General features: G+C 74.6%; 21 protein-coding genes. 10 read left to right on the forward strand and 11 right to left on the reverse strand.

The genetic code is table 11. The features are described 5' to 3' along the window. Window positions 1-47: 47 nt before the first annotated feature. The gene (locus ACIP82_RS04205) at window positions 48-2795 is read right to left on the reverse strand and encodes an NACHT domain-containing protein (protein ID WP_400650652.1); all 2748 of its coding nucleotides are present in this window, start codon (window positions 2793-2795) and stop codon (window positions 48-50) included. A gap of 390 nt (window positions 2796-3185) precedes the next feature. Between ACIP82_RS04205 and ACIP82_RS04210 the strand changes: the two genes are divergently transcribed. Next, window positions 3186-3845 carry an NAD(P)-binding domain-containing protein gene (locus tag ACIP82_RS04210; protein WP_363605117.1) on the forward strand — a complete coding sequence of 220 codons (660 nt, stop codon included), beginning with the start codon at window positions 3186-3188 and terminating at the stop codon, window positions 3843-3845. A gap of 40 nt (window positions 3846-3885) precedes the next feature. Here ACIP82_RS04210 and lysA read toward each other — a convergent pair whose 3' ends face one another. Next, window positions 3886-5364 carry a diaminopimelate decarboxylase gene (lysA, locus tag ACIP82_RS04215; protein ID WP_400650655.1) on the reverse strand — a complete coding sequence of 493 codons (1479 nt, stop codon included), beginning with the start codon at window positions 5362-5364 and terminating at the stop codon, window positions 3886-3888. A gap of 88 nt (window positions 5365-5452) precedes the next feature. Further along, window positions 5453-5674 (reverse strand): hypothetical protein, encoded by a 222-nt coding sequence (locus ACIP82_RS04220; protein WP_400650658.1) that lies wholly within the window; start codon window positions 5672-5674, stop codon window positions 5453-5455. A gap of 370 nt (window positions 5675-6044) precedes the next feature. On the opposite strand from ACIP82_RS04220, the gene ACIP82_RS04225 reads away from it, so the two are divergent. Both ACIP82_RS04225 and ACIP82_RS04230 read left to right on the forward strand, forming a co-directional pair. Then, a complete protein-coding gene (locus ACIP82_RS04225; protein WP_363605120.1) occupies window positions 6045-6431 on the forward strand; it encodes an SAV_915 family protein in 387 nt (128 codons plus the stop codon). 304 nt (window positions 6432-6735) lie between these two features. Further along, window positions 6736-7263: a universal stress protein gene (locus tag ACIP82_RS04230; RefSeq protein WP_400650661.1), complete on the forward strand. Its 528-nt coding sequence runs from the start codon at window positions 6736-6738 to the stop codon at window positions 7261-7263. Between the two features lie 33 nt (window positions 7264-7296). Here ACIP82_RS04230 and ACIP82_RS04235 read toward each other — a convergent pair whose 3' ends face one another. Genes ACIP82_RS04235 through ACIP82_RS04250 form a run of 4 tightly spaced genes read right to left on the reverse strand, consistent with a single transcriptional unit; the run spans window position 7297 to window position 12285 of the window. Further along, a complete protein-coding gene (locus ACIP82_RS04235) occupies window positions 7297-8820 on the reverse strand; it encodes an ABC transporter ATP-binding protein (RefSeq protein ID WP_400650664.1) in 1524 nt (507 codons plus the stop codon). Beyond that, a complete protein-coding gene (locus ACIP82_RS04240) occupies window positions 8817-9722 on the reverse strand; it encodes an ABC transporter permease (RefSeq protein ID WP_400650665.1) in 906 nt (301 codons plus the stop codon). Before ACIP82_RS04240 ends, ACIP82_RS04235 begins: the two co-directional genes overlap by 4 nt. Next, the gene (locus tag ACIP82_RS04245; protein WP_400651141.1) at window positions 9719-10735 is read right to left on the reverse strand and encodes an ABC transporter permease; all 1017 of its coding nucleotides are present in this window, start codon (window positions 10733-10735) and stop codon (window positions 9719-9721) included. The genes ACIP82_RS04240 and ACIP82_RS04245 overlap by 4 nt, the downstream gene beginning before the upstream one ends. Beyond that, window positions 10720-12285, reverse strand: a complete 1566-nt coding sequence (locus ACIP82_RS04250; RefSeq protein ID WP_400650668.1) for an ABC transporter substrate-binding protein — start codon at window positions 12283-12285, stop codon at window positions 10720-10722. The genes ACIP82_RS04245 and ACIP82_RS04250 overlap by 16 nt, the downstream gene beginning before the upstream one ends. Before the next feature lie 429 nt (window positions 12286-12714). Here ACIP82_RS04250 and ACIP82_RS04255 point away from each other — a divergent pair, with 429 nt between their 5' ends. The 5 genes from ACIP82_RS04255 to ACIP82_RS04275 are packed head-to-tail and all read left to right on the forward strand — an operon-like array spanning window position 12715 to window position 18681. Continuing rightward, the gene (locus ACIP82_RS04255; protein WP_400650670.1) at window positions 12715-13704 is read left to right on the forward strand and encodes a TauD/TfdA family dioxygenase; all 990 of its coding nucleotides are present in this window, start codon (window positions 12715-12717) and stop codon (window positions 13702-13704) included. A 37-nt stretch (window positions 13705-13741) separates the two neighbouring features. Next, window positions 13742-14734: an ornithine cyclodeaminase family protein gene (locus tag ACIP82_RS04260; RefSeq protein WP_363605126.1), complete on the forward strand. Its 993-nt coding sequence runs from the start codon at window positions 13742-13744 to the stop codon at window positions 14732-14734. Continuing rightward, a complete protein-coding gene (locus tag ACIP82_RS04265) occupies window positions 14725-16107 on the forward strand; it encodes a Y4yA family PLP-dependent enzyme (RefSeq protein WP_400650672.1) in 1383 nt (460 codons plus the stop codon). Before ACIP82_RS04260 ends, ACIP82_RS04265 begins: the two co-directional genes overlap by 10 nt. 45 nt (window positions 16108-16152) lie before the next feature. After that, a complete protein-coding gene (locus ACIP82_RS04270; RefSeq protein WP_400650674.1) occupies window positions 16153-17181 on the forward strand; it encodes a cysteine synthase family protein in 1029 nt (342 codons plus the stop codon). A 24-nt stretch (window positions 17182-17205) separates the two neighbouring features. Then, on the forward strand, window positions 17206-18681 hold the full coding sequence (locus ACIP82_RS04275; protein WP_400651144.1) for an MATE family efflux transporter: 1476 nt from the start codon (window positions 17206-17208) through the stop codon (window positions 18679-18681). Between the two features lie 27 nt (window positions 18682-18708). Here ACIP82_RS04275 and ACIP82_RS04280 read toward each other — a convergent pair whose 3' ends face one another. Next, complete coding sequence (locus ACIP82_RS04280) at window positions 18709-19893, reverse strand: alpha/beta hydrolase (RefSeq protein WP_400650676.1); 1185 nt, start codon at window positions 19891-19893, stop codon at window positions 18709-18711. Between the two features lie 168 nt (window positions 19894-20061). Here ACIP82_RS04280 and ACIP82_RS04285 point away from each other — a divergent pair, with 168 nt between their 5' ends. Beyond that, complete coding sequence (locus ACIP82_RS04285) at window positions 20062-20568, forward strand: DUF6328 family protein (RefSeq protein WP_400650678.1); 507 nt, start codon at window positions 20062-20064, stop codon at window positions 20566-20568. Window positions 20569-20647: 79 nt separating this feature from the next. Here the strand turns inward: ACIP82_RS04285 and ACIP82_RS04290 are convergent, their stop codons facing one another. The 3 genes from ACIP82_RS04290 to ACIP82_RS04300 form a co-directional block, all read right to left on the reverse strand. Continuing rightward, on the reverse strand, window positions 20648-21604 hold the full coding sequence (locus ACIP82_RS04290) for a sporulation protein (protein WP_400650679.1): 957 nt from the start codon (window positions 21602-21604) through the stop codon (window positions 20648-20650). 208 nt (window positions 21605-21812) lie between these two features. Next, window positions 21813-22496, reverse strand: coding sequence for a hypothetical protein (locus ACIP82_RS04295; protein WP_400650682.1), 684 nt, complete (start codon window positions 22494-22496; stop codon window positions 21813-21815). Window positions 22497-22748: 252 nt separating this feature from the next. Further along, on the reverse strand, window positions 22749-23348 hold the full coding sequence (locus ACIP82_RS04300) for a hypothetical protein (protein ID WP_400650684.1): 600 nt from the start codon (window positions 23346-23348) through the stop codon (window positions 22749-22751). A 278-nt stretch (window positions 23349-23626) separates the two neighbouring features. Here ACIP82_RS04300 and ACIP82_RS04305 point away from each other — a divergent pair, with 278 nt between their 5' ends. Next, window positions 23627-25147: a hypothetical protein gene (locus ACIP82_RS04305; RefSeq protein ID WP_400650687.1), complete on the forward strand. Its 1521-nt coding sequence runs from the start codon at window positions 23627-23629 to the stop codon at window positions 25145-25147. The last annotated feature ends 20 nt before the right edge of the window (window positions 25148-25167 follow it).

Here is a 25167-nt window from a genome sequence, read left to right on the forward strand (position 1 = left end):
GGCGGTGATGTACGAGGAGCGCGGGGAGAGCAGGAACTCGGACGCGCTCAGCTGATGCCGTCAACAACGGGCTCCAGGGCGACCTCGAACGAGAAGGTCATCTCCAGGACCTCGTGAAACGCCGCCACCACGCTCCACCCCGCCTCCGACAGCGCGGCGGCGGCATCGACACAGGCCTGCTGTACGTCGGGAAGCCACCGCCGGTCCCCGTAGTACTCCAGCCCCAGGCCGTACTCGTCGCAAACGAGCGGCACAGGAACGCCGTCGACGACCTCGACGGACAACCACTCCCCCGCCAGCCAGTTGGTGATCCACTCACGGATCTTCCCGGCTTCGGCATCGCCCCGCGCGGCAGACGACGGGGCATCCACCAGAAAGGCGGCGAGGCTGGTGCGGCCATCGGCACCGGACGGGGTGTACCCGGAGAGCCCCGGCAGGGACAGCCATGGCAGTTCCCGCGCGACGAGGGTCCTGGCCGCCGCCAGTTGCTCAGGGGCCATCCTCAGGACCGCTTCCGACAGCAGACTCCGCGCCACCGGCCGCAGCGGGCCGGTCAGGTGCGCCCACAGGGCGACAGTACGGAAGGCGAAGATCGTGTGGACGCCCCGCCCGACGAGTGCGATCCTGGCGGCGTTCTCCAGGTAGAGCCGAGCCTGCTCGCTGCGGGCCGCGGCCTTCGCCAGGCTGCGCGACACGTTCCTGAAGGAGGACGTGAAGCCGGCTGGGCCGCCGATGAGTTCGGCTGCGTGTTGCGCCAGCAGATTCTGGTGACGGGGGTGCTGGCGGGCAAGGTCCTCGTCGAGGAGGTCCAGCGCGAGGCAGGCTCCCGGACGCAGGGCCATGGTCACCTGGTCGCGCGCGTCCAGCTCACGCAGGGCGGTGATGAGGTCGGCACGCAGGTGCTGCCGGTGGGTGAAGAGACCCGCTACGGCCAACAGCCAAGCGTCGCGCCAGGTTTGGTCCGTGGCGAGATCGCCGAGACGTGGGACGATCTCCGCGTCCGGACCGAAGAGGAGCGCGCGGGCAGCACAGTACTCCTGAAGGCTCGTGACCTCGAAGCCGACGACACCGGGCTGGGGGGCGACCAGCAGGACGAGCCGATCGGTGGCCGCCTCGATCAGCTCCGTCGCCAGCGACCGCGACCGGTCGGGATCGCAGGTCTCCTCCAGGAGTCGCTGCCGAACACGGACTTGCAGCTCCGCCTCCGGCAGCGTCAGCGACTCCCCGGGCTCCGTGACCGCCACCCTTGACCGCAGGACCAGACCGACGTGTTGGTGCAGCCAATCCACATGAAGTCTGTTCTCGGCGAGCAATCGACCGGTCGGCCCGGGTTTCCCGGCCTCCCGGTCGTAGATGGTCTGGTAGTAGGCGTCGAAGAGCTCGTAGCGGTTCTGGGGCATCCTGGCGCGTTTCTCGACCAGCAAGGACATGATCGTCACCTGGAGCGGCGACCGCATGAGCCGCACGGTGTCCTGATCACTCGCGGCTGACTCGATGCGCTTCACCACAGTGTCGTACATGTCGGGATCGTCGTGGTGACGCACCCGGGCGAGTCCGCCCGCGTAGTGCAGCGACTCCTCTCTCGTGAGTTCCCGTAGTTCAAGGGTCTCGAAGTCGCCCTGGTGGAACTCACCGTTGTACCCCTGCGGCCGCGTGGTTCCCACCACCAGGAGGTCCGCGTCCAAGGAGCAGGCCATGACGAGGAATTCGAGGACGCGGTCCATAACGGTCTCGCGCGTCCGCCGCGGCGCCACCTCGTCGAGACCGTCGAGAACCAGGATCCAGGGCACGGCGCGCAGCGAACGAACGAGTACCGCCTCCGTAACATCCGGTGAGTGCTGCTTCAACTGCCGCACCAGGAACTCCAGCAGACCGAGACGCGCATCGCGCAGCAGGGCCTCCGCGTAGTCGCGCAGAGCGATCCGCAACGGCCAGCGGCGGGTACGCGGCACGGGGAGGCCGATCCGTGCGAGGTCCTGGCGCAGGGACTGCAGCACTTCGCAGGCCGGCGCCGGCAGCAGGTCGTCGTCCCCGTCCAGGAGCGCGACCCGATAGGCCTGGCAGATCAACTGGCCCAGCGTGCTCTTGCCCTGGCCGGGGCCGCCGACCAGCAGGACATGCCGCGCCTCCCCGGTGGTCCGCACGGAGGGCCGCAGGGGCGCGTCGCCCCGCCCGATCACATGCCCGGCGGCCAGGACGGTCCGGTCGCCGTCGACGATGCCCACCCGGTCTGCCCGCAGATCGACCGCCACCGGGCCCAGGCCGATCTTGCCCCGGTCGGGCCCGGCTCCGGCCTGCCCCAGCTGGACCCATCGGTCGGCCACCAGTCCCGCAGCCACCTGAGTTCTCATCAGCTCAGTCAACTCTGATTCTCTGTCGACTTTCTGTCGATTCATCAGATGGTGGGCGAGGACATCACCCGGGACGACGAATCCGCCCAAGCTCTGGCGGATTCCGGGATACATGTCGAGGAAACGGCAGATCTCGTCGTGGTGCCAGACCGCCCAGCCGGTCAGCCGGATGCCCCTCCGCGCGGCCTCCGTTCCGACGAAGCGGTCGATGCGGTCGATGCCGCCGCTGCCGGGCACCCCCGAGAGGAGGACGTTCGTGGCGAACAGGAGGTACTCCGGGAGCGCGCCCCGTGCGGACCCGGGCGCCGTCCAGTCGCGGAGCTCCTTGCGGATCTCGCCCTCCAGCCACGCCGCGTCCGAGGACCTGCCGCCCGAACGCCCGCGGTACTTGGCCTGCACGACCCCGTAACCGTCCCAGGCGCCGCCGTGGGACGTGTACGCCACCGGGCCGTGGAACGCGGCGTCCCGGCCGCCGTCCTTCCCGTCGCCGAACACCCTGACCCCGGGCCCGAGCACCTGCTTCGCGAGCGCCTGGACGAGGTGCTCGAACTCCCGGTGGCCCAGGCGGCCGAGATCGTGGTCCATCGCGCCATCGTTCCGGATCACCCGGCCGGATTCCACCGGTTCAAGGGAAGTCGGTTGCGGTGTGGGTGGATCGGTCCACGGTGGCCGGCCGCGGACGCCGGGTGGGAGTGCCGGCCGCCGCCCCGGCGCGGCGGCCCGGGCTCACCGACGGGCTCCCGAACGAATCGTGCCGGGCGGAAATGGACGGGCCGCCCGTGTGGTTGGGCCTGAGGCGAGACCGGATCACACCCATCTCCCGGAGGACGTCCCATGAAGATCGGCATCATCGGCGCGGGCAACATCGGTGGCAACCTCACCCGGCGGCTGAGCGCCCTCGGACACGAGGTCTCGGTGGCCAACTCGCGCGGGCCGCAGACCCTGGCCGCGCTCGTCGAGGAGACCGGCGCGACGGCGGTCACCGCGGCCGAGGCGGCGCGCGGCGCCCAGGTCGTGGTGGTCACCGTGCCCCTGAAGAACGTGCCCGACCTGCCGTCCGGGCTGTTCGACGAGGCCGCGGAGCACGTCGCCGTGATCGACACCGGCAACTACTACCCGCAGCAGCGCGACGGCCGGATCGCCGCCATCGAGGAGGGCCTGACCGAGAGCCGCTGGACGGAGCGGCAGATCGGCCACGCCGTCGTCAAGGCCTTCAACGGCACCTACGCCCAGGACATCCTCGACCGGCCCCGCCCCCAGGGCGACCCGGAGCGCATCGCGCTGCCGGTGGCCGGCGACGACGAGGCCGCCAAGCGGGTGGTCCGCGCGCTGATCGACGAGCTCGGCTTCGACACCGTGGACGCGGGCGGCATCGACGAGTCCTGGCGCCAGCAGCCCGACACGCCCGTCTACGGCCTGCGTGCCGACGTCGGGGGCGTCACCAAGGCCCTGGCCGAGGCGTCCCCGGAGCGGCCGGCGGCGTTCCGGGGGTAGCCCGGCGGGAGCGACGGATCCGGCCGGGCCCGCGCGCCGGTCAGCGGCCGACCTCACGGGCCCGGAAGTCCTCCACCGTCTCCCGGCGGATGAGCAGCCTGGCCCGGCCGTCACGGACGGCGGCCACGGCCGGGCGGCCGACCAGGTTGTAGCCGGAGGCCATGGAGAGCTGGTAGGCGCCGGCGGCCGGGACGGCCAGCAGGTCGCCGGCCCGCAGGTCGGCGGGGAGCCCGGCGTCGCGGACCAGTACGTCACCGGCCTCGCAGTGCCGGCCGACCACGTCCATCCGGGTCGGCTCGGCGGCGGAGCGGCGCCCGACCAGCCGGACGGTGTACGGCGCGCCGTACAGGGCGGGCCGCGGATTGTCGCTCATCCCGCCGTCGACGGCGGCGAAGTACCGGCCGTCGGCTGTGTGCTTCACCGAGAGCACCCGGTAGACGGCGACCGCCGCCGGGCCGGCGACGGCCCGGCCCGGCTCGACCACCAGGCGCGGCACGGCGAGACCGGCCCGGGCGCAGCGGGCGGAGAGCCGGTCGGTCACCCGGGCGGCGAAGTCCGCCAGGTCGAGTTCGCGGTCCTCCGGCAGGTAACGGATGCCGTGGCCGCCGCCGAGGTCCAGCTCGGGCAGCTCGACACCGTGCCGCTCACGGACCTCGGCCAGCAGCCGCACCAGGGCGTCCACGGCGGTGAGGTACGGCTCGACCTCGGTGATCTGGGAGCCCAGGTGACAGTGGAGGCCGGCGAGTTCGAGCCCGGGCTGGGCCAGCACGCGGGCGATCGCGTCGGCCGCGTCGCCGCCGTCGACCGGGAAGCCGAACTTCTGGCCGCCGACGCCCGTACGGACCGCCGCGTGGTGCCCGGCCGCGATGCCCGGCACGACCCGGACCAGCACCCGCTGGGGCGTGTCCCCGGCGACCAGGGCCGCCAGCCGCGCGATCTCCGCCGGGCCGTCGATGACGATCCGGCCGACCCGCATCCGGCGGGCCAGCCGCAGCTCCTCCGGGGACTTGGCGTTGCCGTGCAGCACGATCCGCTGCGCCGGGAACCCGGCCGCGGTGGCCAGCCATAGTTCACCCGACGAGCAGACGTCCAGGCCGAGGCCCTCCTCGGCCACCCAGTCGGCCATCGCGCTGCAGAGGAACGCCTTGGCGGCGTAGAGCACGTCGGCGTGCGGCAGGGCCCGCCGGTAGGCCCGGGCGCGGGCCCGTACCTCGCCCTCGTCCAGCACGTACAGCGGGGTGCCGAAGCGTTCGGCGGCCTCAGCGAGGCCGACGCCGCCGACCAGCACTTCCCCGTCGGAGCCGTCCCGTGCCGAGGCCGGCCAGGGGCCGCCGAGCAGACCGGTGGAGCCGCCGGGGAGGCCGGGGCCGTCCGGTCGGGAGGCGACGGGTACGGGAGCGGGTACGGGTACCAGGGCGGAGGCGGCGGTCGGGGTCGAAGCCGGGGTCGAAACAGTGGCCGAGACGGCGGCCGGAACGGCGGCCGGAACGGCGGTCGGGCGGGCGGAAAGCTGCGGCATGGCGGGTGCTCCTGCTGGGAACGGAAGGGGCGGTCGCGGAACCGGACGGCACCGGCCGCCCCACGCGGCGGGGACGGGAAGGACGCGGTCAGTCCTCGTACCGCATCGCGATCCGGCAGTGTGCCGCCCTGGTCCGGCGCCGGTCGGCCTCGGACCAGGCCAGGGCCGGGCTCGGCTCGGCCGGCTCGTCCGGCTCCTCCGACCGCCCGGCGAAGGCGGCCACCGGCATCCGGCGGCGCGGCGGGACGGTCTCCCGCACGGTCCGGAGCTGCGGCTTCTCGACGGCGACGACGACCTGGGTGTCACTCATGGCGAACGGTTCCTTCCACGGGGGCGCGGACCCGGTCCCGGACCCGCGGTTCCAGTGGAGACCCTGCGCACACCAACCGCACCCGGCCTTGACGCGTGACCTACGCGTCGGCGGCCGTCCTTGACGGATTCCTGACACGGCGGCGGCTTTCCCGCCCCGGCCCGGCCCGAGCGGGTGGTGCGCGATGCTCTCCGGTGTCAGCGCCCCGTCAGGGCCCGGTCCGTGGGGATCAAGAACGTGTCAGGCCTGGCGCGGCCCCCGGCCGGGCGGGCATACGGTCGTCGTGCGATCCACGGTGGCGGGCGGAGCCCGCCGCCGCGGCCCGCCCGCAGTATCTCGCCCAGACCGCCCCTTCCGACCGGAGGCCGCCATGTACCGCCAGCTCCCCGACGATCCCGAACCCTCCCGACCCGGCCCGGCCGGACGGCTCCTGGTCCCCGTCCGGCCGGGTCGGCTCGGCCACACCGCCCGGCTCTTCCGCACGCCGCTCGGTGATCGCACCGCCGTCGCCTTCACCACCGAGCAACGGCTCACCGCCGTCCTCGGTCCCGACCAGCCCTGGATCGCGCTCGCCGAGCCCGCCCTGCGCGCCCTCGCCGAACCGCTGGGCGTCACCATCCTGACCGTCGACCCCCAACTGGCCGCCGCCGCCCCGAAACCGGTGCCGCTGCCGTACGCCGCGCCCGTCGCCGACGAGCGCCCCACGCCCTCCACGCCCGCACCGGCCGCCACGCGCCGCGCCGCCCACCCGGTCTGAGTCCACCCGGCGCGGTCCCCGGGGAGCCGCCCGGCCCGGAGCCCGCCCACCGGGGTGCCCTCAAGGACGGCGCCGGTCCTGCCGCCCCTCGGCATCAAGGCCATCGACCTGCCGGCCCGGTTCGTACCCGGGCCGGACACGCCGGGCCCGCGTCCACGCCGAACCCCTGTCAACGGCCCGTCAAGAACCCGGTGCCCGGCGTCATGGTGCCGTCAGCGGCGGCGCCCGCGCGCCCGGCCCCGGGTTCACTGGAGTCACCGGAAGCACCGGAAGCACCGGACCATCGAGACGGAGGCGAGCGGCCATGGCCGACCCCACCCGAGTGATCGTCGGACTGAACGGGTCGCTGAGCAGCCTCGCGGCCCTGTACCGCGCGGTCGGCGAGGCGGCCAGGCGCGGGGCCGCCCTCGTCCCGGTCGCCGCCTGGACGCCGGCCGACGGCGACGGTCTGCGGCCGCTCTCCGAGCTGGAACACGCGGCCCGCAGGCGCCTGGACACCGCCTTCGAGCAGACCTTCGGCGGCTACCCGGCCGACCTGGTGATCCGCCCGCTGGTGGTCCGGGGCGACGCGGGCCCGGCCCTGGTGGCGGCCGTCACCGGCCCGGACGACCTGCTCGTGGTCGGCACCGGCGGCCACGGCCGGCTCGACCGTCTGCTGCACGGCTCGGTCACCCGCCACTGCCGCGGCCACGCGGCCTGCCGGGTCGTCGCGGTCCCACCGTCGGAGCTGCTGGAGCGGCTGGAGTTCACCGCCCGCAGCGGCGCCCCGCTCCCCCTCGCCGCCGGCCACCGGCCGGCCAGGACCGCCGCGCCCGCCGCCGCCACCGGCTGAGTGCCGGGCCCGCCGGCCCGGGGCGGGCCGGGCTCACCGGCCGGCGCCGACCGGTTCGGGCCGCCCGTCGCCCAGCATGACCACGGCGTCGGCGTGCCGCCGGACGAGGGGCAGGTCGTGGCTGATCAGGGCGAGGGTGAGGCCGCGGTCGGCACGCAGGCGGCCGAGGAGGGCCATGATGCCCTCCGCGGTGGCCTCGTCGAGGGCGGAGGTGACCTCGTCGCAGAGCAGGACGTCGGGCTCGGCGGCGAGGGCACGGGCGATCGCGACGCGCTGGCGCTGGCCGCCGGAGAGCTCGTGCGGGTGACGGGCGGCCAGCTCGGCGGGGAGGTCGACGGCGGCGAGGAGTTCGGCGACCCGGTCCGCGCACTGCTCGTGCGGGGTGGTGTGGTGCAGGCGCAGCGGGCGGGTGAGGGTGGCGCCGACGGTGCGGGCCGGGTTGAGGGCGCCGAGCGGGTTCTGCGGCACCAGCTGGATCCGGCGGCGCTGGTCGCGGGTGCGGGTGTGGTGGGAGCCGGACAGCGGGGCGCGGTCGAGGGTGAGGGTGCCCGCGGTGGGCGGGTGCAGGCCGGCGAGGACGCGGACCAGGGTGGTCTTCCCGGCGCCGGAGGGCCCGGTGATGCCGGTGCAGGTACCCGGCGCGAGGTGGAGGTCGAGGCCGGCCAGGATCCGGCGGCGCCCGCGGCCGTCGCCGACATGGGCGTCGATCCGGTGAGCGCCGAGACCACGGTCCGGGCCGGCACGGTCCGGGCCTGCACCGTTCGAACCCGCGCCGACCGGAACCGCGCCGACCGGAACCGCGGCCCCAGGGCCAGGCTTGACGGTCCCGCCGACGGCCGACAGCACGGAGGCCGCGCCCACGGGGGCCCGGCCCGCCGGACGGAGGACGAGGACCTCGTCGGCGCAGCGGGCCACGAAGGCGGCGTCGTGGCTGGAGAGGGCGACCGCGATGCCGTGGCGGCGGGCGAGTTCGCGCAGCAGGTCGGCGATCTCGTCGCGCAGGGCCGGGTCGAGGCCCGCGGTGGGCTCGTCCAGGAGCAGGAGTTCGGGTCGGCGGGCGAGCGCGCGGGCGAGGGCGACGCGGCGCTGCTGTCCGCCGGAGAGGGCGGTGGGGCGGCGGCGTTCGAGCTGCTGGTCGGTGGGCAGCCGGACCTGGGTGAGCAGTTCGCGCAGCGCCTCGGCGCTGCGGTCGACGGCGGTCTCGGTGATCAGACGGGCCACGCGCATCCGGGGGTTGAGCCCGGAGCCCGGGTCCTGCCCGAGGTAGGCGAGGCGGTGGCGGCGCAGCCGGCGCAACTCCTCGGCCGGGAGGGCGAGGATGTCGTGGCCGAGGACGGTGAGCGTGCCGCCGGGCGGGGCGGCGCCGGGTGGCAGAGCGCCGGCCAGGGCCCGGAGCAGGGTGGTCTTGCCGGCGCCGGAGGGCCCGGTGACGGCGTGGACGCGGCCGGGGCCGAGGGTGAGGCTGGTGGGGGCGAGCAGCGGGGTGCCGTCGTCGAGGGCGATGGACAGTGCGGCGACCCGGGCGGTGACCCGGTCCGTGGGGTCGGTCGCGGTCACAGGGCGGTCTCCGGGGTGGTCCGGGCGGGGGCGAGGGCGTCGGCCGCGAGGTTGACGCTGACGGCGAGCAGGCCGATGGCGAGGCAGGGGGCGCCGACGGCCCAGGGGTTGAGCATGATGCCGGGGGCGTTCTCACGGATCATCAGCGCCCAGTCGGCTTCGGGTGGCTGGGGGCCGAGCTGGAGGAAGGCGGCGACGGAGACCACGTAGACGCCCTCGACGAAGCGCAGGCCGAACAGGGCGAGGACGGTCGCGCGCAGGTTGGGCAGCACCTCGCGGACCATCAGGTACCAGAGGCGTTCGCCCCCGACGGCGGCCGCCTCGACATAGCCGCTGGCGGCGACGGGCGCGGCCGCGGCGGCCACCACCCGCACCGCGTAGGGGATGCCGAGGACGGTGGCCGCGGCGGCGACGGGAAGGCGCCCGCCGGCCGGCCAGGCGAGGCCGATGAGCATGATGCCGAGGACGGCGGGCAGCAGGATGGCGAGGTCGGCGGCGCGCTCCACCCACCGGCCGAGCCGGGGGCGCAGGACGGCCAGGATGCCGATCACCGTGGCGGCGCCGGTGACCAGGACGGCGACGGCGAGCGCGGTGGCGATCAGCGGCGCGCCGCCGTGCAGCAGCCGGCTGAGGACGTCCCGGCCGAGCTGGTCGCCGCCGAGCGCGGCGGCGCCGTCGGGGGCGGCGTAGGGGGCGGTCACCGGCGCGTCGATGCGGTGCGGGGCCCACAGCGGGCCGGTGAGCGCCAGGGCGGTCAGCAGCAGGGCGGGCAGCGCCCTGACCAGGGCGTGCGAGCGCCGGCCGCGGCGCTTCGGGGCCGGCGGGGCCCCGGGGGCCCGCACGGTCTTCGGGGCCCGGCGGATCCGACGGGGCCGGAGGGGTGACGAGGTCTCGACGGTCATGGGCGCTCTCGCAGGACGCGCTCGCGGACGAGGTCGGCGAGCAGCAGCAGGATGCTGATGGCGGCTCCGGTCGCCGCGACGACTCCGGCGACGAGGGGGGTGTCACGGTCGGCGATGGCACCGGACAGGACGGCGCCGATGCCGGGGTAGTTGAAGAGCGTCTCGACGACGACGGCGCCGCCGAGCAGCATCCCGGCGGAGGTCGCGGTGCTCACCGCGATGGCGGGCAGGGCGCCGGGCAGCATGTGGTGGGTGAGGATCCGGTGGCGCGGCAGGCCGTCGAGGACGGCCGCCCGGACGTGGGGCAGGGCGGCCTGGTCGGCGAGGGCGCCCCGGACGATCCTGGTGTTCCAGCCGATCTGCGGGACGGCCAGGGCCAGCGCGGGCAGCAGCAGCATGTCCCAGGAGGCGGGCGTGCCGTCGGCACCGGTGAGGGTGACGGCGGGCAGCCAGCCCGTCCAGAGCGAGAAGACCAGCAGCAGGGCGACGGAGAGGACGAACTCGGGCAGCGCGAAGGCGGCCGTCGAGAGGACGGCGATGGTCCGGTCGGTCCGGCCGCCGGGGCGCAGGGCGGCCCAGCTGCCGAGGGCGAGGGCGCCGAGGATGCTGGCGGTCAGGGCGAGGGTGCCGAGCAGCAGGGTGTTGGGGAACGGGCCGGCCAGGACGGAGGTGACGGGCTGTCCGTGGGCGGTGGTGCCGAGGTCGCCGGCGGGCAGGCCGGTCATCCAGTCCCAGAACCGTTCGACGACCGGCCGGTCGAGGCCCAGGGCGGCGCGGCGGGCGGCCATGTCGGCGGCGGTCTCACCGCGTTCGGAGGTGGCGTTGGCCGCGTCCCCCGGCAGGAGTTCGATCGCGGCGAAGACCGCGGCGAGCAGCACCGCGAGCATGGCGAGCCGCCGGGCGGCGAGCCAGGCGGCCCGGCCCAGCCCGGGCAGCGGCCCGGCGGCCCGGGGCGGTGCCGGGGGCGCGGCGGCGCCCCCGGCGGTCGGGGCCGGGGTCAACGGGCCAGCCAGGTCTTCTCGAGCTGGACGCGTCCGTAGCCGGGGAGCCTGGGCAGGTCGCGCACGGCGGAGCCGGCCAGGTCGATGCCGTCCGCCATGCCCCAGAGCAGGTAGCCGGACCTGGCGTACTCGATCTCCTGGAGCTGGTGCAGCAGCGTGGTCCGGGCGGCCTCGTCGGCGGTGGCCATGGCGGTGCGGTAGGCCTCGTCGAAGGAGGGCTCCTGCCAGCCGGCCTCGTTCTGGCCGGCGTCGGAGAGCATCGTCTTCGAGGCGAAGAAGACGACCGAGTCGTTGGTGCCCCAGTAGCTCGTGTAGAGGGGGGCCTTGAGCCAGGTGGCGTCCCAGAAGACCTTGGAGTCCTGCTTGACCACGTTGATCTTCACCCCGGCCTCGCGGACCTGGGTGGCGAAGAGCGTCGCGGACTCGGCGAGGCCGGCGATGTCCTCGGTGGTGATGAGGTCGTACGTCCTGGCGGTGTCGAAGCCGGCCTCGGCGAGCAGCTGCCTGGCCCGGTCGAGGTCCCGCTTGCGCTGGGGGATGTCCTTGGCGTAGGCCGGGTCGCCGGTGCCCAGGATGTCGTTGCCGACGGTGCCGTAGCCGGAGAGCACCTGCTTGACCATGGCGTCGCGGTCCACCGAGAGCCGCAGGGCCTCGCGGACCTTCGCGTCGGCGAACGGCCCGTCGGCGGCGCGCATCACGATGGGCATCGCCATGTCGTTGGGCCGGCGCAGGATCTGGATGTCCTTGCGGGTCTCGGCGGTGCGGGCCGCGACGGCGCCGACGTTGGACGCGACGTCGATCTGGCCGGCGAGCAGGGCGTTGGCCATCGCCTGCGGGCTCTCGAAGATCCGTACCTCGACGGCGTCGAGCAGGACCTTGCCGCCGTACCAGTTGTCGTTGCGCACCAGGCGGGCGTTGCCGTCGCGGTACCAGTCGAGGGTGAACGGTCCGGTGCCGGGGGCGCCGGCGAGCGCGTCGTCCTTGGTGTCCTTCTTCAGGACGAAGGTGGTCAGCCGGGTGAGCAGCGGCAGGTCGGCGTTGGCGTAGTCGGAGACCAGGACGACGGTCCGGGCGTCCTCGGCCTGGATGCCCTCGGGCTGGATGCCGGGCAGGCGGCTCTTGCCGGAGGGGGTGGCGCGCAGGCGCTTGAGCGACCAGACGACGTCCTCGGCGGTGACCGGGGTGCCGTCGTGGAACGTGGCGCCGTCGGCGAGGGTGAAGCGCCAGGTCCTGAGGTCCTCGGACGGCTTCCAGGAGGCAGCCAGCCGGGCGGCGGTGTTGGTCTTGTCGCCGGGGACGGTCAGGGTGTCATAGAGCAGACTGATGATCAGGTAGTCGCTCTCGTTGGCCTGGGTGCCGTGCGGGTCGCGGGTGATCGCGGAGGCACGGCCGAGCGCACCGACCTTCAGGGTGCCGCCGGTGCGGGGCTGCTCGTTCGCGGAGCCGGACGCCACACCCGCCGCGGACCCGGACCCGCCCTTGCTGCCGGCGCAGGCGGCGAGCGCCCCGGCCGCGCCGATACCGGCGGTGGCCCACAGCAGCTCTCGTCTGGTGACGCTCACGTCGTTGTTCCTCGTTTCCGGGTCAAGCAGGATTTTCTTAGGGTTGCCTATCCTAAAAACTGCCCATCGCGCAACCCGGCATCGAACAATTGACGCAAGGGCAACCCCCGCGCCGACGGCAGGTCAACTCACCCCACCGCGCGAAGCCGCAGCACCCGAGGGGCCCTTCGTGCACCCCCTCGCCCGATCAGGCCCTGCGGAACTGCGCCAGAGTTTCAAGTAAGGATTGCCTTACCTAAGATCGGTTGCTACGTTTCGGTCGTCGCCCGGCCGCCGTCGCCGCGCCGGGCCGAGTCCCCGGCTCCCGCCGCCCCCGGGCCGCACCGAGCCGTACCCGAGCCACGCTCCCCGCCCTGCCCGAGCCATGCCCCGCGCCGTACCCGAGCCGGCCCCGCCCCGCCGCCTGCCCGCGCCATGGAAGGTGCCCCCGTGTCCACCACCCCCGCCCCGGTACGCCCACTCGACGCCGCCCACGTCGACGAACTCACCGCCGCCGCGGCCGAACTGCTGACCCGCCACGGCTCCGCCACCAGCCCCGGCCTGCTCGCCGCACTCCCCACGGCCGGCGCCCGGCTCGGCGCCGGACTCCGCCACGCGCTGCGCCCGGTGGACACCGACGACGGCCTCTTCGTCCTGCGCGGTCTACGGGTCGACGACGACCGGCTGGGCCCGACGCCCGGTCACTGGTCCACCGTCGGCGGCGCCGGCGCGGTCTGGGACGTCGTCCTGCTGCTCGTCTCCACGCTGATGGGCACCCCGATCGCCTGGGACGGCCAGCAGGACGGCCGGTTCGTGCACGACATCCTCCCCTCGCCCGGGCACGAGAACGAGCAGACCGGCGCCTCCAGCAGCGTCCTGCTCACCCCGCACACCGAGGACGCCTTCCACCCCGGCCGCGCCCACCTGCTGCTGCTGTGCTGCCTGCGCAACCACGACCGCGTCGCCACCACCGCGGCCAGCGTCCGCCGGACCGCACTCGCCGAGGCGGACCTCGACCGGCTGAAGCGGCCCGTGGCGCCGATCCTGCCCGACGACGCCTACACCGGGGCCCAGCGGTTCGCCGGCCGCCCCGCGCCGGTGCCCACCCTCTTCGACTCCCCCGAGGGCCTGACCCTGCGCTTCGACCCCGCCTACACCCCGCTCGACACCGCCGACCGGCCCTGGCGGGCCGCGTACGGGCGGCTGGGGGAGGAACTGGCCCGGGTCTCGGTCGCGGTGCGCCTCGAACCCGGTGACGTGCTGGTCGTCGACAACGACATCGTCGTCCACGGCAGGGTCCCGTTCCGGGCCCGCTACGACGGCACCGACCGGTGGCTCAAGCGCGCCTCGGTCCGGGTCGAGGGCCGCCCCACCCGGCCGCTCGCCGAGCACGACGAACACGGCTACGGCCAGGCCGCCGTCACCGCCTGGGCCGTCTGAACCCTCCGCCCCGCCTCCGCCATCGAAGGGACCCCCCGTGGACCACCGGGACGACACCACCCTGCGCGTACTGAGCACCAGCGACCTCGCCGGCATCGACATCGGCCTCTCCGACGTCCTCGACACCGTCGAGCAGGCCTACCGCACCCTCGCCGCCGGCCGCTCCGACAACCCGCGCAAACTCACCGTCAAACCCGCCGACGGCCACTCCGTCTCCTACGCCATGCTCGGCCGCGACGGCGTGCGCGAGGTCGTGGCGGTCAAGACCTCGTACAAGCACGGCCTGCACGAGAGCCGCGACCGGCAGCACTACTACACGACGCTCACCCTCTACGACGACGTCACCGGCCTGCCGGTGGCGATGATGGACTGCGGCCGGATCGGCTCGCTGCGCACCCCGGCCGTCTCCGCCCTGCTGGCCCGCGAGTGCGCCTCCCCCGACGCCCGCACCGCGCTGGTCATCGGCACCGGCACCCAGGGACGCCTCGCCCTGCCCTTCCTGCTCACCGCCCTGCCGAAGCTGGAGCGCCTGCTCCTCGCCGGCACCCACCCGGACGGCATCGCCGCCGTCCGCGCCCGGCTCACCCGGTACTTCCCGGGCCGGGAACCGGAGTTGGTCACCGACCTGCGCCGGGCCGCGGGCGAGGCCGACCTGATCGTGGCCACCGCCGGCGGTCACACCGCCGCGGCCGTCGAGGCCGACTGGCTCAGGCCCGGCGCGCTCGGCATCCTGGTCGGCCACGGACTGGCCCCCTCCACCCTCCACCGGGCCGACCGGGTGATCGCCACCAGCGAGGCCCAGATGCGGGTCACCGGCACCGACCTGGCGGACGCCGACGGCGCGCTGCCCGCCGTCGACGCCGAACTGCCGGCCGTCCTCTCCGGAGCCGCCCCCGGCCGGACCGCGCCCGGGCAGCGGATCTTCGCCTACAACAGCGGACTGGTCGTCACCGACATCGCCCTCGGCCACCGCTTCGCCCAGCTCGCCGCCGCACAGGGCCTCGGCACCGAGGTCGCCCTGTGGCGCTGACCCTCCCGCCCCACCCCGACCCGCTCGCCGGCCGCATCCACCGCGACGGCCTGCTGCACGACCTCTCGTACGCCTTCGGCGGACCGTTCCACTACCTGCTGCCCGAGCGCTTCGACGCCAACCTCGCCGCCTTCCGCGCCGCCCTCGCCGAGGCCGGGGTGGAGGGGCGGGTGTACTACGCGAAGAAGGCCAACAAGGCCGCCGTGTTCGCCGAGCGCTGCGCCGGCACCGGCGCGGGGGTGGACGTGGCCAGCCACGGCGAACTGCGCGAAGCCCTCGGCCACGGCGTCCGCGGCGAGGACCTCGTGGTCACCGGGCCGGCCAAGGCCGACCGGCTGCTGCGCACGGCCGCCCTGCAGGGCTCGCTGATCGCCGTCGACTCGCCCGACGAACTGGAGCGCGTCCTGGAGCTCGACGCGCCCCGGCCGGTCCGCGTCCTGCTGCGCCGCCACCCGCCGGCCCAGCCCCGCAGCCGCTTCGGCCTGGACGGCGAACAACTGGACGCGGCCCTGCTGCGCTGCGCGGCGGCCGGGGACCGGCTCCGGATGGAGGGCTTCAGCTTCCACCTCTCCGGGTACGAGGTGCGGCCGCGTGCCGACCTCGCGGGCGAGCTGGTCGACCTCTGCCGCCGGGCCCGCGCCCTCGGTCTGCGGGCCGACCGGATCAGCATCGGCGGCGGCTTCGCCGTGGACTACACCGCCGCCGGACACTGGGCCGCCTTCCTCGCCGAACAGGGCCCCGGCCACTACCACGCCGACAGGTCCTTCACGCCCGGTGACTTCTACCCGTACCACTCCCCCGTCGCCGGCGCCGACGCGCTGCGCGCCGTCCTCGCCGCCCGCCCGGGCGGGGCCGGCGCCACCCTGGCCGAGCGGCTGCGCGAGGCCGGGGTGGCGCTCCTGCTGGAGCCCGGCCGCGCCCTGCTGGACCGGGCCGGCTCCTCGGTGTTCCGCGTCCAGGGCGTCAAGGACCGTGCCGGGTACGGCATCGTCACCGTGGACGGCACCAGCCTGAGCCTGTCCGAGCAGTGGTTCAACAGCGAGTACCTGCCCGACCCGGCGCTGCTGCCGGCCGAACCGGCCGACGGCGAAAGCCCGGCCGGACCGACCGGGCCGCCCACCGCCGACGACGGGCCCTACCGGGCCTGCGTCGGCGGCGCCAGCTGCCTGGACTCCGATCTGCTCAGCTGGCGCAAGATCGCCTTCCCCCGCCGGCCCCGGATCGGCGACCTGCTCGTCTACCCCAACACCGCCGGCTACCAGATGGACTCCAACGAGTCCCCGTTCCACGACCTGCCGCTCCCGCCCAAGGTCGTCCTGCACGGCCGGGGCGGCCGGCTGCGCTGGCGGCTCGACCAGCGCCCGGCCGTCTGACCCGGCCGACCCGCCCCCACCGCTCTGCCCCGAGGAGCCCCTGCCATGACCGACGCCCTCCACCGACCCCCGGTGGTCAGCCGGATCTCCGACCTCATCGGATACACCCCGCTGTTCGAGCTGGCCCGCGCCGACCACGGCGCCCGGCTGCTGCTCAAGCTGGAGATGTACAACCCCACCGGCAGCGCGAAGATCCGGATGGCCCGTCAGATGATCCTCGACGCCGAGGAGCGCGGCGACCTGCGCCCCGGCGGCCACGTCGTCGAGTCCACCTCCGGCAACACCGGCCTGGGCCTCGCGGTCGTCGCCGCCGAACGCGGCTACCGCTTCACCGCCGTCGTCGACAACCACGCCGCCGTCGACAAGCTCCGCGGCATGCGGGCCATGGGCACCGAGCTGGTCTACGTCGCCGAGGACGGCGGCGAGGAGCTCAACACCGCCGCCCGCGAGGAGTTCGCCGAGGAGCTCGCCCGGGGGAAGGACAACACCTTCTTCACCGAGCAGCACAACAACCCCGGCAACGCGGTCGGCTACTACGCCGTGGGCCGCGAGATCGCCCAGGCCCTCGACAACCGGGTGGACGTCCTGATCGGCGCCGTCGGCACCGGCGGCGGGCTCTGCGGCACCGCCCGGGAGCTGAAGAAGGCCGTCCCCGGCCTCACCGTCATCGGCGTCGAGCCCAAGGGCTCCATCGCCTTCGGGCCGCCCGCCCACGACTACTACCAGTCCGGCACCGGCACCCCCGAGGGCGCCACCATCGGCCTGCTGGTCGACTTCGACCTCATCGACGAAGGGGTGAAGGTCGGCGACGTCGAGGCCTTCGCCACCGCCCGCGTCGTCGCCCGCCGCACCGGGCTTCTGATCGGCGGCTCCGCCGGCGGCGTCGTCCACGAGGCCCTGACCCGGCTGCCCGCCCTCCCGCCGGACGCCGTTATGGTCGCATTCGTCAACGACGGCGGCGAGAAGTACCTGGACACCGTCTTCGACGACGACTGGATGAACGCCCGCAAACTCGTCGACCACGCCGTCGAGGCCGAGATCGACGAGGTCCTGACCAAGCTCCGCAGGCCCTGACAGCAGGAACACGTGACCACCACCATGCAGCAGTTGACCACGCTGGTCCGCGACGGCCGGGCGCTCGCCGCGCTCGCCGTCCCGCTCGCGCTGACCCAGCTCGCCCAGGTCGCCCTCACCACCACCGACACCATCATGATGGGCGTGCTGGGCACCGAGGCGCTCGCGGCCGGCGGCCTCGCCCTGGTCATCTTCAACCAGCTCCGCACCATGGGGGTCGGTCTGGTCACCTCCGTCGGCAACCAGGTCGCGGCGGCCGCCGCCCGGGCCGAACGGTCCACCGGGAATCCCGACGCCGAGGCCGGTGCCGACACCGCGACCACTGCCGAGGCCGGTACCGAGGCCGCGACCGCTGCCGGGCCGGGCGACGAGGTCCGCGGCCTGGTCCGCGCGGCGATGGCCGTCGCCACCCTCGCCGGCGTCGCCGGAGCCGCCCTGATGGTCCTGATCGGCCAGGCCGCCACCCTCCTCGGCCAGGACGCCACCGTCGCCGACCGCGCCCAGGGCATGCTCCTCGCACTCGCCCCCGGGCTGCTCCCCTGCCTCTGGTTCCAGGCGATCCGCCAGTTCACCGTCGGCATGCGCCGCCCGCAGGCCCTGCTGCGGATCACCATCGTCTCGGTCGCCGTCAACGCGGCGCTCAACTGGGCGTTCATCCACGGCACCTGGGGCATGCCGACACTCGGCCTCACCGGCATCGGCGTCGCCACCAGCTGTGTCCACCTGCTCTCCTTCCTCGCCCTGTACGGCTCCGCCCGCCGCGACCCGCAGCTCGCCCCGCTGCTCGGCCTGGACTTCTGGCGGGCCGACGCGGCGACCGTGCGACGGCTGCTGGGCCTCGGCACGCCGATCGCCGCGACCTACGGCTCCGAGGCCGGCTTCTTCTCCGTCACCGCCCTGCTGGCCGGCAGCTTCGGCGCGGCCGCGCTCGCCGCGCACACCGCCGTCAACCAGCTGATCTACATCGTCTTCCAGGTCGCCGTCGGCCTCTCGCACGCCGCGTCCATCAACGTCAGCCGGGAACTCGCGCTCGGCGCGTACGCCGCCGCGCGCCGCATCCGCAACACCGCGCTCGCCTGCGGCGCGGTGGTGATGGCGGTGGTCGGCACGGTCTACCTGACCCTGCCGGACCTCGTGCTGCGGCCCTACTTCGACCCCGGCTCGGCGGCCGACCGGCAGGGCCTGGAGATCGCCACCGGACTGCTCGCCGTCGTCGCCGTGCTGCAGTTCTTCGACTGCGCCCAGAACATCGGCGTCGGGCTGCTGCGCGGCCTCGACGACACCGGGAGCGGCTTCCGCATCACCCTCGTCGGCTACTGGCTCGTCGGTCTGCCCGCCGCCTGGCTCCTCGCCTACCCGCTCGGCGGCGACACCCGCGGCCTCTGGTTCGGCCTCCTCATCGGCCTCGCCACCACCGCGGTCCTGCTGCTCCGCCGCTACGGCCGGGCCCTCACCGCCCGGGCGGGCGCGGCCCCGGCCGTCGCCACCCCGGCGGTGTGACCACTCGCCGGCCCCGTCCGCCGGCCGTCAGGCGGGGTCGGCGAGGTGGGTGCTCAGCCAGCCGAGGGAGGGCGGGAGCAGCCGGATCCAGGTGGTGAAGTTGTGGCCGCCGGAGTCGACGGTGGCCTGGGTGACGGTCATCGGGGCATGGGCGGCGGCGGCGAAGGCCCGGGAGTCGGCGTAGGTCCGGCCGTCCTCCTTGCTGTCGGCGAGCAGCACCGCCAGCGCGGGGGCGGGCAGGTGGGCGAGCCGCCAGTCGAGGTCGGCCTGGTCGCGGCGCTGCTGACTGCCGCCGAAGAGATCACCCGTGGTGATGTCCTCCGCCGCCTTGAGGTAGCCGGACAGCGAGACCGCGGCGGAGAAGACCTGCGGATGCTCCATGCCGAGCTTGACCGCGCAGTAGCCGCCGGTGGAGTCGCCCATCACCCCCAGGCCGCCCGGCCCGGGCAGCACCCGGTACGAGGCCCTGAGGTCCTGCGGCACGTCGGCGGTGAAGTACGTCTGCGCCTGCGGGCCGTTCGGGATGTCCTCGCACTCGCTGTCCCGGGGCATCGACGGGGAGGGCCGCATCAGCATCAGGACGGTGGGCCGCATCGTCCCGTTCCTGAGCAGTTTCAGCTCGGTGGCCGGGTACCTCAGCTTGGTGACCAGGTTCTCGGCCTCTCCGGGGAACCCCGTCATGACGATCACGGCAGGAAATCTCCGGTCCTGGAAGGACGGCTGGAAGTACTGCGGCGGCAGGTAGACGTAGCCGTCGGTGGACAGGCCGGTGGCCGGGCCGGGGATGTGCACCCGGTCGAGCCGGCCGGCCCGGGCCGGGCCGGAGCCGAATCCCCCGGCGCCGGTGACCTCGGCCGTGCCGAGCACCTGCACACCGGGCGCCGGCGCCCCCGCGCCCGGTGCCCTCGTACCCGGTTCCCTCATGCCCGGCGTCACCGGGCCGCCCTGGATCACGCCCTGGCCCCGGTTGTGGCCCAGCAGGTCCGACCAGCTGCTGTAGAACACGAAATAGTCGTTGACCACCAGACCGAGCGTGCAGAGCAGCACGGTCTGGGTCAGCGCGATGGTGCCGAGCCGCAGGAACATCGCCGGCCAGCTGCGGACCGCCAGCTTCGGCCAGACCCACAGCGTGCCGAGCACCGTCAGCACCGCGAACAGCACCATCAGTGCCAACAGCCTGTGACCGGTGAGTCCCATGTCCCGGCTCGCCACCAATCGTGCTCCGTCTCCCCTACCACTGTGGCCCCCACCCGGCGGTCGGCGCACCCGTCGGGCAGCGGGGCACGGCCGGCGGGTGCGCCGGTGGGGCGCGGCCGGGAGCGGCGGTGGCGGGCGGCGCGGCGCGGTCGGGCGGCCGACGGCCCGGTGGACAGTAAGGGCATGCAGACGCCGCCGACACCCCCCACACCGCCGGAGCCGGAGCCCGCGTGGACACGCCCGGAGACACCGGAGCAGCGGGCCGACCGCAACCTCGTCGAGCTCCTGCAGGAGCTGCGGGTGGTCCAGACCGGTGTGCAGATCCTGTTCGCGTTCCTGCTCGGCATGGCCTTCACCGAGCGCTTCGGCACGCTGGACAACACCCAGCAGACCCTCTACGTCGCCACGTTCCTGCTCACCGTGGTGTCCGCCGCCGTGCTGTCCACGCCCGTCGCCCTGCACCGGGCGCTGTTCCACCGCGGCGCCAAACGCCGCATCGTCGAGCTGTCCGCCCGGTTCACCGAGATCGGGCTGGCCTTCCTCGCCCTGGCACTCAACGCGGCCGTGCTGCTGCTGATGGACGTCGTGCTCAACCGCACCGCGGCCGCCGTGATCGCCGGCGCGACCACCATGCTGTTCGCCGTCCTGTGGTTCGCCCTCCCCTGGGGGCTGCGCCGGCGATCGTCCTGAGCTGCCCGGCCCCGAGGTGCCCGGCCCGCCGGGAGGTCGCGGGCCGGGCACCGGGCGCGCACCGACCCGTGGGCGGGGGTCAGTCCTCGTCGTCGAAGAACTCGTCGACGACCTCGTCCACCACCTCGTCGACGATCATGCCGCCGACGAAGCCCACCGCGGCACCGGCGACGGCTCCGCCGACCACGGCGCCCATGCCGGGGCCGCTCCGGTGGTCGCCGTCCTGGTGGTGGGAGCCGTAGTGGTGGGAGCCGTCGTGGGCGGTGTGGCGCTGGAGCGCCTGGCGCATCCACTCGTCGACGGTGGCGGCGAGGTCCTTCCGGGCGGCCGTCTCGTCCAGCACATGACGGTTGATCACATCGCCGCCGTGGCCGAAGCCGCCGGACCGCCGGTCGACCTCCAGGACCACCTCGGTCTGGAACGGCTTGCTGAGGAAGGTGAGTTCGACCTCGCTGCAGGCGTGCGCGTACTGCGGGGCCGCGGCGAACTCGATCTCCTGGTAGAACGGCAGGGTCTGACCGGTGCCGCGGATGTACCCGGACTCCAGGTCGGCCCGCCTGAACCGGAACCCGGCGGCGGTGAACGCGTCCAGCACCTGCTGCTGGAGCGGCAGCGGCTCGATGGTGAGCGCGTCGGCGTCGCTCTTGTCGCGGCCGCCGTCGACGTCGACCTCGGTGAGCACGCCCACCGTCATGCCGTGCAGCGGCTGCCCCGCGATGGCGGTGACGGGGGCCTCGTAGGGCACCGGCAGGGAGAACTCGACCGATCGCCGCTCCTCGGCCCGCAGCGTCAGCGGGCCGGCCACGACCGCGGTCGCGAACGGGGCCAGGGCCGTGCCCTCCTGGTCGTCGTGCTCGACCTCGACCCGCGCCACCAGGTGCAGCGTGATACCGGCGATGTCGGCGTCACGGCCGCCGCCGACCAGCTCGACCCGGCCGAGGACCTGACCGCCGGGGCGGACGGTCGGGGTGGACAGGACCGTGTCGACGCTGGGGCCGCCGACGCCGAGGGCGCCGAGGAGCCGTTTGAACACCATCGGGTGCTCTCCTTCGTGTTCGGTTCTTGGCGGGACACCGCAGGACGGAACGGACGGAACGGACGGAACGGACCGGAACGAGCGGGTACGGACCGGAATTCGGCGCCCATCGAAGTGTAAAGGGCCGGCAAACCCGCCGTGGCGCGGAGTCACCTGCCGAAGCGTCAGCACCCCCGCCGCGCGCCCACCGCGATCCGGACAGCGCGGCCTACACGTCGGTCTCGAAGTCCGGGCTGGTGTAGCGCGGGCGGAAGCCCGACACCGCCTCGCCGCCGCCGTCCCCGGCTCCGGCCCGGGCGACGAGGAAGGGCACCAGGCCGCGCTCGGTGAGCGCGGCCCGCCAGGCGCTCCTGGCCTCCTCCAGGCCGCCGTCCACCACACCGGCACCGCCGGGGCTCTCGGCCGGGCGCGGCCGGGCGGCCGCCCTCAGCAGCCCCAGCCCACCGGCCAGCGCGCTGGCCAGCGCGACGGCGGCGGCGATCCACCCGGCGCCGCTCAGCGCCTCGCCGAGCACCTCCAGGGAGTCCGTGAGCCGGAGCCCGTAGCCGAGGAGGAGGAAGACGGCGGCGGCGCTGCCCGCGACGATCGGCACGATGAGCGCCAGCACCCCGAGCCAGCCGGACAGCCGCTCGCGCCCCGGGGCGTCCACGGGCAGGCGGGCCAGCGCGTCGGCGTCCGCCCGCAGGGCCGCGTACCGCTCGTACTCCGGGGACGCCGCCGCGAGGACGTACTCGGCGTGTTCACGCGCCTGCCGCCGCAGCCGCTCGGCGCCGTGCGCGCCGTCGCCGGACTGCTGGAGGGCGGCGCGGACCTGTGGGAGTTCCAGCGCCCGGCTCAGGGCGGTCTCGAAGTCGGCCCGGTCCTGCTGCGGCAGTCGAAGCGGCCTGTCCATGGTGTCTTCCCCGTTCGCTGTTCACCGGCCGGCCACGGTTCCCCCCGGCCCGCCTCCGCGTGGCGGGCGGCCCCCACCGCCCTCCCCGGCCGCCCGCGCCCACGCCGGACCGCGGCCGGCGGCCCCGCCGACCCTTAGTTCTACAGCACTGTAGAGCATCGCGGCGTCCGCCAGCAGCACACGGCACCCAGGGGCTTGGCAAGGCGTCAGGCCGGCGGCCACCGGGGCCGGCGGTGAAGTCGGACCGGCCGGCTATCCGGCGCGCTCCCCCGGCGGCCACTCCGCCACCGCCCGCCGCACCAGGCGCTCCCGGCGGTGCCGCGCGAACGGGTAGGCGGCCAGGCTCCCGGCCGCGAAGAACAGCAGGAGGACGGCGCCGGCGGGGCGGGTGGCGGCGAACAGCGCCGCGAGTACCCCGAAGAGGGCGGCGAGGAGCAGCAGCAGCGACGGCTCGGGGCCGGCGCCGGCCTGGCCGGGGGTGGGCCCGGGCATCCGGCCGGGCGCCGGGCGGACCGGGGCGTGGCCGGGCGGCCAGCCCGGCGGCGTCCACACCGGGGGCGCCCCGGCCCCGTTCGGCCGGGCCGCGGTCACCCGGGTCCACGGCACCGGCGGATCGCCGCCGGGGTCCAGGTCGGGCCGGCGCATCCAGGCGCCGCGGGCACGGGCGCCCGGGTCGGGGTCGGCGACGGCCAGCAGCTCGGTGTCGGGTCCGGCGCGCCGGACCTCCGCTATCCGGTAGCCGTACAGCCAGCAGACCCAGCGGGCCTCGTCGTCGGCGGCGCGGAACAGGTGCGGGCGCACCGCCACGGCGGCGCGGCCGTCGAGCTGCTCGGCGAGTTCGGTCAGGTCCACGGCACACGCCTTCCGGACAAGCTCCTCGGCCACCGCGGTCGCGCCGGGCCACGCCGACGCCACTTCCCCCGGGCGGCGAAGTGCACAAGCTACCCACGGCGACCGGGTGTTAACAACTCGTCAAGATCACGGTCCGCCCGGCGGGCCGGCGCCGCGGTTCGCCACCGAGGACGGCCGGGCGAGTGCGCCGCGACCCCTGGGAGCAATCCTGAACATGTCATACCCTGTTGCGATCATCCGCCCAGTCCAACCCTGCACCAAGCACCGAGGAGAGACGCATGGGACAGTCCCGCACATTACGGTGGAAGTCCACCCTCGCCGCCCTGGCCGCCGTCTGGATGACCGCCCTGGCGGGCCCGGCGCCGTCCGCCGCGGCGGCGGACGAGCCGACCGCCCCGGCCGCCGCACCCGTGGTGAACCCGCTGTCCCCGACCGCCGGCCAGTTCCAGCTGACGGACACCAGCTACGCCGCCGCCACCGACAGCCTCCTCAAGAACCACCTCGGGAAGCCCGTCGGCCTGGGCGACGTCATCAGCACGAACTTCACCACCAACTCGGCCGGCCGGACGGACGGTTGGCTGAACCTCCGGCAGATGGGGGCGTGCGCGGGCACCGAGACCGCCGGCCTGCCGCCGGCCGACGTGGCGAAGAAGACCGCCTGGTGCTGGTCGAGCGCGTACGCGGACGACACCACCGAGCACTGGTACCCGCAGGGCCTCAGCACCACCGGCACGGCCGACGGCGGCGACGGGGCCATCCAGGGGCAGAGCGTCGCCGCCGTCAGCTGGCACTACAAGGCGTACGGCGACGAGACCTCCGCCGGCTGCAAGACCGACAACCTGCTGAAGCTCACCTTCATCGACCGCACCACCCGCAAGTACCGCCACGTCCTGCTGGCGGAGCCGACCAGCACCTCGGCCACCGCCTCCGACTTCACCTTCGTCAAGGGCCACGGCGGCGGCATCGCGTGGTACGCCAACTACATCTACGTCACCGACACCGCCCACGGCATCCGCGTCTTCGACATCAACAAGCTGGCCAAGGTGGACACCTACGGGTCCGACGTCTCGACGGTCGGCATCAGCAACGGGAAGTCCAGCGCCTGCGGCTACCCGTACGTCCTGCCGGAGGTCCACCGCTACTTCCAGGCCAAGGCCGCGCCCTCGTGCGCCGCCACCGGGCCGATCGACGCGCAGTCCCTCTGCTTCTCCTGGCTCTCCCTCGACAAGACCGGCGGCGGCTCCACCTTCAAGCTGGTCACCGGCGAGTGGTACGGCCAGGCCTCCGGTGCCCGGGTGGTCCGCTACCAGCTCAACCCGGCCAGTGCGGCGACCGGGCCGGGGCTGCTGAAGACGTCCGGCGGCCGGACGGTCGTCCAGGACGCCTTCACCGCCGACGGCTACCGCGGCCTCCAGGGCGGCATGACCTGGACCGACGACCAGGGCGCGCTCAACTTCGCCTTCTCCAAGGGGTGCGGGACCAAGCCGGCCGTCTTCTCCCACACCTGGACCGGCGACACCCGCCCCGTCACCACCTGTGGCTCGGGCGACGCCCGGACCGGCAACTGGGGCGCCGGTTCGCCCCAGGCCCTGAGCTACTGGCCCGTGCTGGGCACCACCCGGGTCGACGAACTGTGGGGCCTCACCGAAGGCATCTGCCGCCCCAAGGGCCACCCGCACTTCACGGCGGGCGCGGACGACACCGGCGTCTGCACCGACCGGACCGCGACCACCATCACCTCCCTGCGCACGGTGTTCGCCGTCGGATTCACCGACTCCCAGGTGCAGAACCGGCACTGACCGGACCGGCCGCGACCGCC

It is taken from the genome of Kitasatospora sp. NPDC088548 (assembly GCF_044753005.1).
Taxonomy (GTDB): domain Bacteria; phylum Actinomycetota; class Actinomycetes; order Streptomycetales; family Streptomycetaceae; genus Kitasatospora.